The sequence below is a fragment of the Calothrix sp. CBUCES-K 9914 genome (assembly GCF_059640475.1).
On record NZ_JBXXZH010000101.1, the window covers coordinates 1 to 12344 of the forward strand.

The 12344-nt window shown below is 37.6% G+C and carries 9 protein-coding genes; 4 read left to right on the forward strand and 5 right to left on the reverse strand.

What is annotated here, in order from left to right:
- Positions 1-462: 462 nt before the first annotated feature.
- Entirely contained in the window at positions 463-1299 is an 837-nt protein-coding gene (locus AC2JBO_RS21860) for an SDR family NAD(P)-dependent oxidoreductase (RefSeq protein WP_496955761.1), read from the forward strand.
- 15 nt (positions 1300-1314) lie between these two features.
- Positions 1315-2871 (forward strand): FAD-dependent oxidoreductase, encoded by a 1557-nt coding sequence (locus tag AC2JBO_RS21865; RefSeq protein ID WP_496955762.1) that lies wholly within the window; start codon positions 1315-1317, stop codon positions 2869-2871.
- 560 nt (positions 2872-3431) lie between these two features.
- Here the strand turns inward: AC2JBO_RS21865 and AC2JBO_RS21870 are convergent.
- From AC2JBO_RS21870 to AC2JBO_RS21890, 5 genes are all read right to left on the reverse strand, one after another.
- Positions 3432-3899: a DUF2141 domain-containing protein gene (locus tag AC2JBO_RS21870; protein ID WP_496955763.1), complete on the reverse strand. Its 468-nt coding sequence runs from the start codon at positions 3897-3899 to the stop codon at positions 3432-3434.
- 67 nt (positions 3900-3966) lie between these two features.
- Positions 3967-5913 (reverse strand): glycosyltransferase, encoded by a 1947-nt coding sequence (locus AC2JBO_RS21875; protein WP_496955764.1) that lies wholly within the window; start codon positions 5911-5913, stop codon positions 3967-3969.
- Positions 5914-6024: 111 nt separating this feature from the next.
- Positions 6025-7008: an NAD-dependent epimerase/dehydratase family protein gene (locus AC2JBO_RS21880; RefSeq protein ID WP_496955765.1), complete on the reverse strand. Its 984-nt coding sequence runs from the start codon at positions 7006-7008 to the stop codon at positions 6025-6027.
- Positions 7009-7058: 50 nt separating this feature from the next.
- On the reverse strand, positions 7059-8234 hold the full coding sequence (gene devC, locus AC2JBO_RS21885; protein WP_496955776.1) for an ABC transporter permease DevC: 1176 nt from the start codon (positions 8232-8234) through the stop codon (positions 7059-7061).
- Between the two features lie 54 nt (positions 8235-8288).
- On the reverse strand, positions 8289-9485 hold the full coding sequence (locus tag AC2JBO_RS21890) for an ABC exporter membrane fusion protein (protein WP_496955766.1): 1197 nt from the start codon (positions 9483-9485) through the stop codon (positions 8289-8291).
- Between the two features lie 703 nt (positions 9486-10188).
- On the opposite strand from AC2JBO_RS21890, the gene AC2JBO_RS21895 reads away from it, so the two are divergent.
- Entirely contained in the window at positions 10189-11565 is a 1377-nt protein-coding gene (locus AC2JBO_RS21895) for a ParB N-terminal domain-containing protein (protein WP_496955767.1), read from the forward strand.
- 478 nt (positions 11566-12043) lie between these two features.
- On the forward strand, positions 12044-12319 hold the full coding sequence (locus AC2JBO_RS21900) for a hypothetical protein (protein WP_496955768.1): 276 nt from the start codon (positions 12044-12046) through the stop codon (positions 12317-12319).
- The last annotated feature ends 25 nt before the right edge of the window (positions 12320-12344 follow it).

The window sequence follows — 12344 nt, forward strand, 5'->3', positions numbered from 1 at the left end:
ACAAAGGCACAAAGAACACAAAGAAAGATAAGAAAGATAAGAAAAAGAGACTTGTGTGTACACCGTAGCCTTCCACGCGGGGGGCAGGAGGGATCAATTTCTTAACCGAGCAGTATTGTAACTGAAGGAAGTAATATTTAACTCTAAACAGATTATGACTATTTTACTAGTTGAGTTAGATAATAATTGAATTATTTGCAACAAAATATATAGTTAATTAGACTTTATATAGATAGCAGATTGTTACTGATTAACATTTAGAATTAATAGTGTAATAAGCATTTTTAGCCTGCTTACAACAGGCTTTGTTCGTATAGCCTCACCCTTATAGGGTGTGGGTGTGGATATTAATAAACGTATATTTAACAACAGAAATAATATTCTCATAAGTTAAATTAGCAAATAAAGTAAGTTCTTTAATTCAACATTTAGTTACTTATAGTTTCAGGATAACTGATATTTATGACACAGATAGCAGGGAAAAACGTATTACTAACAGGCGCCTCTGGAGGTATCGGTGAATATATCGCGCGCGCGTTAGCTAAACAAAAAGCTAACGTTATATGTGTAGCGCGTTCGGAAGCTGCATTAGAAAAATTGGTTACAGAAATTGAACGAGATGGAGGAAAAGCGGTTAGTATTAAATTTGATATTAGTAAAGTCGAGGAATTACCGAGTTTAGTTGAAAAAATTAACACAACTATTGGCTCGGTTGATATTTTGATTAATAATGCTGCTATCGAAAAATACCGTCCGTTTCAGAATTATTCGCTAGATGATATTCGTTCAATTTTAACGACGAATTTAATATCTGGTATGGAGTTAACGCGGTTATTGCTCCCTGAGATGATAGCGCGCAACAGTGGCCACGTTGTTAATATAGCTTCTGGTTCGGGTAAAAAAGGGGCGCCGTATAATAGCGTGTACTCAGCGAGTAAAGCAGGGTTGATAATGTGGACGGATGCTTTACGTCAAGAACTAGCGAGTAGCAATGTTGGAGTTACGGTAGTTTGTCCGGGATATACGCAAGCAGGAATGTTTTTAGCATTTGGTTTATCTTCCCCGAAAATGGCGCAGGTTTCTCAACCGTCTGATGTTGCAAATGTAATATTACGAGCTATTGAGAAAAATTATGGTGAAGTTATGCTTGATGGGTTTTTAACCAAGGTACTTTTCGCGTATATACAGCTAGTTCCTGACTTTGGTGACAGACTTTACAGATGGATTGGTTTAACGCAACTGAATAAAACATGTTCTGAAAATCAGATGCAGTCCGTGCGCGTACAATCACATTCCTAACTTCTTTAAATGTCAATGAATAATCATTATGATGTGATTATTGTCGGTACTGGCGCCGGTGGAGCAACTCTAGCTTATCAACTGGCGCCAAGCGGCAAGAAGATTTTGGTACTTGAACGCGGTGATTTTTTGCCTAGAGAAAAATCTAACTGGAATCCCCAGCAAGTTTTACAAGCATCAACTTACCGTAATGCTGAAGTGTGGTATGACAAACATCATAAATCCTTCAACACGAATACACATTATTATGTTGGTGGAAATACAAAGTTTTACGGTGGCGCCTTATTTAGATTTCGTGAACGAGATTTTGAACAAGTTACTCATCATGATGGTGTTTCTCCAGAGTGGATATTGAAATACCGTGATTTGGCGCCTTATTACACGCAAGCTGAAAAGCTCTACGAAGTACATGGACAACACGGTTTAGACCCTACTGAACCAGAACAAGATGCTTACCCGTTTCCTGCTATTACCCACGAACCTCATATTCAAGCTATCTGTGAAGGTTTGAAAGATAAAAACTTTCACCCTTTTAACTTACCGCTATCTATTAAACTGAATCAAAATAATGCTTTGTTAAGTGCTTGTATTCGTTGTGACACATGCGATGGTTTCCCGTGTTTTCTCAACGCTAAAGCGGATGCAGATATTAACTGTATACGTCCAGCAATTAAGCATTTTAATGTGACTTTGATAACTCGTGCGAAAGTTACACGCTTACATACTAGTGCATCAGGTAGAGAAATAACAGAAGTAGAGGTAGAAGTTGGTGGGAAGCAGCAAATATTTACAGCCCATATTGTAGTACTTGCTTGTGGCGCCGTTAATAGTGCCCTATTGTTATTAAAATCAGCTTCAGACAAACATCCAAACGGGTTAGCCAATAGCTCAGGCTTGGTTGGACGAAATTATATGGCACATAAATTTGGAGTTGTTTTAGCTCTATCAACACAAGCGAATCCGACGGTGTTTCAGAAAACAATGGGATTCAATGATTTTTATTGGGGTGAGCAAGATTTTCCATACCCGATGGGTAGTGTACAGTTGTTGGGCAATATTCATGCAGATAGAATTATTGCGAATGCTGCATTTTTACCTCGCTTCGTTGCCGAAAAAATAGCAAATCATTGTGTTCCTTGGTTATTAATTACAGAAGATTTGCCGAATTCTAACAATCGTGTTTTTCTCCAGGGTGAAAAAATATGTCTGGATTATAATAGTAATAATAATAAACCATTTAACCGTTTGATGAAACGCTGGATTGCGGTATTAAAATCTATTGAGGATAAGTCTAAGTCAAGATTATCTATATATTATGCTGAGAAAATGTCGATAAAAGAAGTTGGACACCAGTGTGGAACATGTAGATTTGGTGAAGACCCGACTACTTCTGTACTCGATATTAATTGCCGCGCGCATGATATTGATAATTTATATGTTGTGGATAGCAGCTTTTTCCCATCGAGTACTGCTGTAAATCCATCGTTAACTATCATGGCGAATGCATTGCGTGTAGGCGAACATTTACTGACAAGGTTAAGTGGCAACGGATATAACGGATGTAACGGGTGATTTATTATACTTAACAATATATAGCAATCCCAATACTACTCGGTTAGGGACTTCCAAATAAAAAAATCTTCAATATTTTCTTGTGGAATGGGCGTCCCGCCCGTTCATTCAAAGGAGGTGTTTGCTTGGATGCCCACCCCACATTCCGGGAGAATTAAATTTTTGGAAGTCCCTTAAGAATTGAATCCTCCCAACCTGCCTTAATAAGGCTATGGTGTACACACAAGTCTATAAAAGTTACTTTTGTTCTCTTTCTTCGTGTTCTTTGTGTCTACCCTGCGGGAAATTCTCCGGATTATGTGGTTCATAAAAAGAATAAACCACAAAGGCACAAAGGGCACAAAGGAGGGATGTTGAGGAGAGTCATAAAGATGTGTGTACACGGTAGCTTATTAAGGGGGGCTAGGGGGGATAAATTCCGGTATAAAAACTTTAACTATCCCTGCGGGAAAACCCTCCGTTTACGTGCGTTGTAGAGACAAGGGTTCAATCGGTCTCTAAACGGATATAATTTTTTACAATTCATATATCTGTTACATCCGTTTTATCCGCTGCAAGAATTAATCCAGCGAATACTTCATTTTTATATTTATAGTTGTATTTTTATCGAGTGAAAAGCTAGCATCTTTAAACTTTGGTATACCAGTTGTGACTGATACAGTTGGGTTACGAGAAATACCAAAACCTTCTGTAGGGATACCTAGGAAATTAGTGTGAAGTTTAGCGTCTCCATTTTCATCGTCTATTACAGCTACAGCATATTTTCCTGGTTTCAAGCCATAAAACTGCTTTTTCACAACGTTACCTGTAATTGGAGTACAACCACTTTGTACTTCACCTTTATTATCTAAAGGAAATCCTTTTTCGTTCGAGAAGACTCGCAAACAAACGCGACTTTTATGTTGACGTACTCCATTTACTACTACTGTTAGTGTTGGATTTTCCAAAGCATTCACAACTGTAGCAATGTTAATTGCTGCTACGGTTACTATTGAACAAATACCCCATTTCATGAATTTAATCTTCATAGTTTTGAACTTAATTATTTTAGATACATACAATTATATAATTACAATCACAATTAAAAATTAAAAATTAAAAATACACATGTTGCTGTTTGTTGTATAAAGGATAATATGATTTCCAATCATTCAGATATATATAACGCAGTAACTGCCATATTCCTTGTGAACCAAATTTACTGCGCTGTGTTAATTGAGATGCATATTCGGACATTTTGATTGATGTAGATTCTGGCATCACTGCCATAGTATACATTGCATACAATAAAGATTTTTGTACTGACTCCATTACTGTACGATTGCTTAATAACCTTGATAAACCTTCACCTTCTGAGTAATCAGGAATACACAACCCGTTAAGTGCAACACGAAAGTTATCACTAGCGCGTATAATTAAATCTTCGATTGTTCTGGCTATTTCTTCGTTTTTTTCAACTCTGAAATTACCTATTCTGTCTCCCGGACTGTAAAAATGTCCTCTGGTTCCTTTTTCCATTGCGACTAGTGGTACTCCACAAGCTGTTGCTTCTTCGTGAGTAATGCCATATGTTTCTGTGTCTGAAGCACTGACGAAGAAACCCTGACGCAAACGCACGAAGTTATATATATCGGGTAATAGATGATTTGGAACTAGTCCAGTAACGGTTACGCTGTCTCCAAATCGTTTTTCTAGTTCTGGTGCAGCATATCCGGCGCCTATAAAGATAAAATGAACTTTGTCTTTCATGCCTTGACACCGAAGCAACTGCTCGTAAGCATCCATCAAAATGGAAATATTCTTCTCGTTGCTCAATCTACCAACGTAGAGAATACATCTTTTGGATATTTTCTCAGGGTTTGTGGCAATATCAACCAACGCATTTGCGCTTTTATGACAAAGCATTTCTAATTCGAGTGCGTATTGAACTCGTTCGGTAAAAGTCTCTACAGATGGTTGATAAACTTTAAACCGTGATAAATCACTTCCTAAAGGTAGTTGCCATACAGGCGCCGTGATACAATACCTAGCTATATCCTCTGGTCGTGAAATGGTAACAGCGTCACACTGGTTAACAAAAAAAGATACTTGCTTTTTGAGAAAAAATCTTAAAATATTGGCTAAAAGACCACCTAAACCAACTTTATTGCTTTCCGGATGCTCATCTGCTCTTCTAATAAAATCATATGTTAGCTGTATTGGTTTAACCAAATAACTAAGAGGGTGTTTATATTTTTTTTGATATCGCGATGTTGAAGATTGTCTGAGATGATTTACGTATTCATGCATTTGAACTTCTAACTGCTTATACTTATCTGGAAATATTAATTTCAGTATGTTTTGTATACTTTTCACTATTAAATCTTGAATTATACCGAGTAACTCAAATAACCTAAATAGCAAAAATGCAGATGAGCCAGATTGCAAGTAAGTCCAAAATCTTAGTAAAAATATTATGCTATAGTATTTTAACTTGATTGGTGTATAAAGACCACCTCTAGCGCTTTGGGTAATTATTTTAAATAAAGACTTTGAATCGATGAGTTTATAAAAGTCAATAATAATACTTTTGAGATAACTAGGAAAATAAGTATCTACTTCAGTGAATACAGTATTGACTAATTTTATGCTTTTACGTTGAAACTTCATGATTTTAGCAGCTAAATAACCTGATACCTCAGTAGCTGTAAAAGTTCCAAACGTATGAATTATATCAGGATTATCTTGAATAATATCTCTAATTAAACCAAGATGAATAGGAATTAAATCAACAAGGAACGGAAAAACAGAAGGTGGAGACAACGGAAAAAGCGCGCGGGTAGTAATATTAGGTTTATACTGTTTAACAGTAACGTTGGAAAATGGATAATATTTTTGATTTTTCGTGCCAAGGCAATAAACTACTAATTCAATATCTGGGTCATTAGCAGATTGGTTAATCCAATCATTGAGCATTTGTTGTAAACCAGTAGTACTACCCTCAACGGCGCCAGTTCCAAGATAATCAGCACACATTACCACTTTGATTTTGTTTAAATTCATAGCCAATAAGATTTAGATATTTGCTCTGTGTACTCCTAAGAGTGCTGAGTGCTGAGTACTGAGTGCTAACCACAACTCAATACTCAATACTCAGCACTCAGCACTTTTAACTTATTGTTGTTGCAGCCATTGTTTAGTTAGCTGCATACCTTCGTTGATGTCGATTTTGGGTTGATAATTTAGCAGATTTTTTGCTTTGGCTATTGAGTAAGCGTAGGGACGCGACATGAAATCAACTGACTCTGGTAATATATCTCCTTCTTTGCGGAAGAGTTTCTGTGCTTGGTGACGCAGTTGTAAAAATAGTTTGATTTCGTCTTTGGGTAGCGAGAATGGAGGTGGTTGGTCTACAATTCCTGCAAGACGGGTGAAGTATTCTTTCCAGCTAGTTTCACTACCATCGGTGATATTAAAGATTTCTCCATATGGTTGTTTTTCGATGGCAAGGAAGATAGCTTCTACAAGGTTATCTATATATACGTGGTTCATCACACCTTTTCCATCGTTGACACAAGCAAATGTGTTTTGACGCATCATGGAAACGGGACGAACTACCCAAGGTATGCTCCCTGGTCCGTATATGTCTCCAGCACGAATGATGATGACTCCAAATTCTGGTGGCTGATTAAATTTGAGTACAGCACTTTCTGCTTCGATTTTAGTTTGGCAGTAGGGGTTGTTATCACCTTTCAATTTACCGTCTTCGGTGATATTGTTTTCGTAGTCAAAGCCATATACCAAAACGCTGGACATGTGAACGAAAGTTTTTACACCACTTGAAGAAGCAGCGCGCGCTAAAGTCACAGTACCATCAACGTTAACTTTCTGAAAGTCTTTGAGCTTGCCTCCTTCTTTGGTAATTTCTGCTGCGTGTAAAACTATATCTACTCCCTGACAAGCTTTTTTAACTACAGCAGGGTCTGTAATATCACCAGTAATGATTTCGATTCCCGGATGGTTTTGTTTATTTTTATCTGATGTTTTATCTAATGTAAGTTGCAGTCCTTTAACTTTCATTCCTCGCGCTTGTGCAAGTTCTGCCGCGCGCTGACCAATGCATTCGTTAATACCAGTGATGAGTATTGTTTGGTTCATGTATTTAGGAAATAGTGGTTAGAAAAAGTGGCGCCAAGGGTTAATGGCAATTAGAAGATATCAGCGGGGTCAGCTAGACGCAATTTGTTAATGGCTAATATTCCAGAAGTAATGCACATGAAAATGGTTGAAATGAATACAATTACCCCATTTTGAAAAGTCATCATAATTGGTAACTTAGTTGTATTCATTGCAAAGTCATACAAGCCTAGGGATAATATGAACCCAGGAAGATAGCCTAAAATAGCCAGAATTATTGCTTGCTGAAAAACTACCGTCAACAAATAATTATTCTCGTAACCAATAGCTTTTAAAGTTGCGTAAGCAACAAATTGACTGGAAATATTGCTATAAAGAATTTGATAGACTATTACGACCCCGACTACTGAACCCATTGTCAGCATCAGATTTAAAATAAAGCCTATAGGTGTTCTTGCTGCCCAGTATTGCTTTTCGTAGTCATTAAATCCTGCCTTAGTGAAAATCCTTACATCACTTGAAAGATTTTGACGTAGGTTTTTTAAAACTTTTTCGGGGTCGGCGCCTGCTTTAAGTGTAATAACACCTAAGTCTATTTTATCAGATGGACGACTAGCAAAAATCCTCAAAAATGTGGAGTCGCTGACAATTAAATTTCCATCCACACCAAACGAAGGTCCAATGCTAAATAGTCCCCCAACTCTGACTCGATAGCCACTAGAGTCATTAAAAGGAAAGATTTCAACAACTTGGTCGGTTTTTCCTTGATTAAATTCCAGCGCAATATTTCCAAAATAAGGACGTGAGTCTCTGTCAAAGAGTATGACATCAGGAATTTTTAACTTATCCATATTAGCTTCAACCTCTGGAAGGTTAATTACGGATTTTCCTGGCTCTACTCCTATAACATATATTGGGTATTTTTCCCCAGTTTCCTGATTTTTAAATTTGGCAAATTCCAAATACATTGGACTGACTGATTCAACTGTATCAAATCCTAAAGCTTGATACAAACGCGCGCGCGGGAAACTTTGGTTTGATGTTAACGCTTTATACTGGGAACTAACGAGGAATAAATCACCTTCTAAGCGTTGATGAACTGCGGTAGCACTGGAATATAGTGCGTCTTGAAAGCCGAGTTGTACGAACATCAATAGTACAATAAATGCCATACCAGCGACGGCTATGGTAAAACGTCCTTTTTGCTGGATTAGCTGTAGCCATGCCAGAGGAATTTTAAACACCATCATCAATTTTGAATTTTGCTTTGTACGTGAATGGGTCTTGGATTTGGGTGAGAATTAGATGTGAATGGCAACATCTACTTGTAGGTTTGTTAAACTTGCTACTCGCTGGCTATCAGCAGGATTATTGATACGAATTTTGACTTCGATAACTCTACGGTCGGTATCAGCAGAAGGGTTGACGCTAAGAATACTTTGACGCTCTACTTGTAAACCAATTTCGCTAACGGTTCCTTCAATCTGACCGTTAAATGCTGTACTGGTAATAGTGACTTTTTGCCCAATCTGAACTTTTTTAATATCGGTTTGATACACTTCTGCTGCTACATACATCTGTGATATCGTACCAATTTCGGCGATGCCATTATTACCAATAACTTCTCCAGTTTTGGCATGAACTTTTAAAACTTGAGCGCTGATAGGAGATTTGATGTAAGTTAGTTCGTGTTCTGCTCTGGACTGTATTGCTGCACTTGTTGCACTTTTGACTTCTGCTTGCGCTAGCAGAACATCAGCAGGACGTACTTCGTTCAGACTTGCTAGTTTGGCTTGCGTTTCCTCTATCTGCTCTTTGAGTGTACTTGTTGTACGATTCAGACTTGCTCTAGCTTCTTTGATTTGCTGTTCTACCGTTTGAGTTTGCAATCGTTTATCATCTGCTACAGATGCGGAAACGGCGCCTTGTTGAAATAGCTGTTGATATCGATTGTTTTCAGTACGCGCGTTATTTAGTTGTGCTTGTAAACGCGCGATAGTAGCTTGCGTTGTCGCAACTTCGCCTTGAATATTAGCTCTTAAACGTGAAATCGTCGCTTTTTGGACGTTTATATCACCAGTTTTGGCGCCTGCTTTTGTTTGAACTAGTTTGGCACGCGCAACATCGACCTTATCTAATGCTTGCTGGAGTGCTGCTGATGTTCTGGCATATCCTTCAAGCCATCCAATAACTTGACCTGCTCGTACAGTATCACCAACTTTTACAAAGATTCTCTCAACTCGAACTCCGCTCAATGAACTTGGCGCCGACAACTTTCTGACTTCACCAAGTGGCTCAATACGTCCTAAAGCTGTAATTGCAACTCTAGCAGGAGCAGTTTTTATTGGTCTAACTACCGTTTTTTCATCCTGCGCTGCATACCGCATAATTGCAAAAACTGATATCAGTGCCGCACTAATTCCAATAGAAACAGCTAAAATTATCGGCGCCTTGGAACGGGATTTCGTGTAAAACTGGCTGTCATTATCTACAGTCATATTGTTATTCTGTGTAAAGTACGCAAAGAATTAGCCCCAGTGGCTTTATACTGGATGCTGGCTGTATGTAATTTGTATGTATAATTTCTATAAGCTGGGTTTATTACGGGTTTCTTTGCTATCAATGACTACAAATGTAGAGACTTGTCATTAAAGCGCGCAAAGCATTCCCATTTCTAAAGTGTGAATCAAACTGTGAATCAAACTGTGAGTTGCTCTCGTTAGATAAACCTGTCTTCTAATATTGCAAATAACTAGAATATTGTCAAGTAAATGTAAAGCAAATGTAGTTTACGGGATTTTGTATAAAGTTTTCATGAATTACTTGATTGTAAAAACCTGGCATCTCATGAGATAATCTACAAATCATGGCAAACAGTTGACTTAATAGCCATTAGTTTACTTGATTCAGAAGTAACTTAACAAAGCGTTACGTTAATTACAGAATTTCTGCTGTAATTCCTCATATTTCTGATCAAAAGCAGTAATTGTATTGCTGCAAGTAATTTAAACATCGAAATAAACATACTGTATACAACCAGGGAACAAGGCATTATTTTAAAAAGTCTTGCTGCCTAAATGTTAGCCGTGTACTAATTTATTTGATGTATAACTGTTGTCGCGCGCGTAGTTCAGGAGAAATGTCAATCACAATATTTACAAGACTTAGTAATTTGACTTGGCACGGTTGAGAAAAATAATTATGCCTACAGTGCTAGCAGTATTAATCGATCAAATCCACGTTGGCGCCAACCGTCGTCCAGTCAAGGATGAGAAAGTTGTCGAGTTGATGCAATCAATTCGGGCAAATGGTTTGCTCAACCCAATTACAATAGACCAAAATTTTAATTTGATTGCGGGGTTGCATCGACTAACAGCTTGTAAGATGTTGTCTTTCAAGCATATCGAGTGCAAAGTCGTCAGTTACCAAGATGCAGACCAAGCGAGACTTGCGGAGATCGACGAGAATTTTATCCGTAACGAACTGGAACCTTTGGAGCGGTACGAACTTTGGTTAGAACGCGACAGAATTCTTGAGCGCATGGGTCTACGCTTCAAACCGGGTGATAATCAATACACTAAAAAAGGTGGCGAAACCGTTTCGCTACCTCCCAGAACAACACTGGAATTAGCGCGCGGATTTGGTTATAGTGAACGCTCTTTCCAACAAGGTAAACAAATAGCCAGAGATATTCATCCCGATGTCAAACAGAAAATTATCGCCACACCATTTAGTAAAAGTCGTACCGTCCAACTCAGAATAGCTAGAATTGCTACCGTTGAGCGTATTAAAGCAGAAACAGCGGAGAAAGCATTTGAAGACGCAATGGCAAAAGGAGATAAAACAGAAGCCGAACATCAAGCTCAACTAGCAAAACAAGCTAGAGACAAACAAAGAGAATTACAAATGCAAGCGCTCTTAGACGCTGTATCAAATAAGCCAAGTCACAGCAAAGCATCAACTAAAAACGAGAAACCTGCCATCAAAGCGAGTACCAAACCGAGTAGCAAACCTATTACCAAACCTATCATCACAGCTCGTGACATTAGTGTAGAAGCAGGTGAAAAATGGATGCTTCACAAGCATTTAGTTTACCGTGGCAATACGGCAGGTAAGCAATTTATTAACTTACTACCTTCAGATGCAGCATTAGCGATTGCCACTTTATCACCATTTTGGGAACATGACTACCTAATTAACGAAGCACGAGTTGTAGTAGTGTTACGTTCTACTGGACACATTAATGATTTTTGTCGTAACAATCAAATGCCCTTTCAGTATGAATTAGTTTTTAATCAAATCTATATCAGTGTTTTTTCTCATTACACAATTCAAAAACCTGAAGCAACGATTTGTATCGAAGGTATCGAAGCAATTATTACTTATTTGTTAAACATGTACACTCATCCTAATAGTTTTGTGATATCCCCATTCATGGGACATGGTGAAACTCTTATCGCTTGTGAAAGGTTAGGACGCATCTGCTTTGTTGGTGATGAAAGTCCTGACTTAGTTAATCGTGGAATTACACGGTGGCAAAATTTAACTAGTAAGCAAGCTAGAAAAACTGTTTTGTAACCTTATTGAACAATTAAACCGTTGTAGGGTGGGCAATGCCCACCTTATGTAACTGAATAGTAAATTTTACTTAATAAATATATTAAAATTGTTTATGTATAACTAAAGAAAAACTTATTTAAAGGAAAAACAGTTATTAGATATACAGCTTTATTATCTTTAACATTTACATAATAATATTACACTCATTGCATAAAATTTCTAAATTATTTATCCGAAATTTTATATATGTGTTAGTGTTTGAAGTAATTGTAAAGCTCCTAACTCGATACGGCTATAAGCTAATCAGTGAAGAGTATGTAGTTACGAACACACACAAGCAGTGTGATGTTAATACCAACTCAAAATTTAGTCTCTTAGTCTGGTTTTAGTTGGTTGATTTATTGTTATTAACGAAGGAGCGTTTTTGTAACTGATTTGTCAGACTCACAAAAGCCAAAATCCTTAAATTATATAATCTTGGATGCTGAATTTAGCTATGCCATTCATCAAGATACAGAACGTTGTTTTCAATACGAGCTACGTTGCCGCAGTAAAATTAGATAGCAGAACTAGCTCAGGAGACAAAAGCGTATCTGTCTTAATAGCTACTCCCAAGTTTCCATTATTTGAATGGGAATCAACGTCCCAAAGTCTGTACCACTACGAATGGATTGAGTTTACTGGTCAGGCAGCTAATGCATTACAAGATTATTTCACGAGTTTCAACAATGTAATTGATTTATTACCGCAATACCAAGAAAGTGTTGTTTAGTTTGCGTTGTCGAGTAGCTATACCA

Excerpts from the sequence above, each read along its gene's own strand:
- AC2JBO_RS21890 (WP_496955766.1), bottom strand. The coding sequence starts at position 9,485 with ATGACTGTAGATAATGACAGCCAGTTTTACACGAAATCCCGTTCCAAG.
- AC2JBO_RS21875 (WP_496955764.1), bottom strand. The coding sequence starts at position 5,913 with ATGAATTTAAACAAAATCAAAGTGGTAATGTGTGCTGATTATCTTGGA.
- AC2JBO_RS21870 (WP_496955763.1), bottom strand. The coding sequence starts at position 3,899 with ATGAAGATTAAATTCATGAAATGGGGTATTTGTTCAATAGTAACCGTA.
- devC (WP_496955776.1), bottom strand. The coding sequence starts at position 8,234 with ATGGTGTTTAAAATTCCTCTGGCATGGCTACAGCTAATCCAGCAAAAA.
- AC2JBO_RS21880 (WP_496955765.1), bottom strand. The coding sequence starts at position 7,008 with ATGAACCAAACAATACTCATCACTGGTATTAACGAATGCATTGGTCAG.
- AC2JBO_RS21895 (WP_496955767.1), top strand. The coding sequence starts at position 10,189 with ATGCCTACAGTGCTAGCAGTATTAATCGATCAAATCCACGTTGGCGCC.
- AC2JBO_RS21860 (WP_496955761.1), top strand. The coding sequence starts at position 463 with ATGACACAGATAGCAGGGAAAAACGTATTACTAACAGGCGCCTCTGGA.
- AC2JBO_RS21900 (WP_496955768.1), top strand. The coding sequence starts at position 12,044 with ATGCCATTCATCAAGATACAGAACGTTGTTTTCAATACGAGCTACGTT.
- AC2JBO_RS21865 (WP_496955762.1), top strand. The coding sequence starts at position 1,315 with ATGAATAATCATTATGATGTGATTATTGTCGGTACTGGCGCCGGTGGA.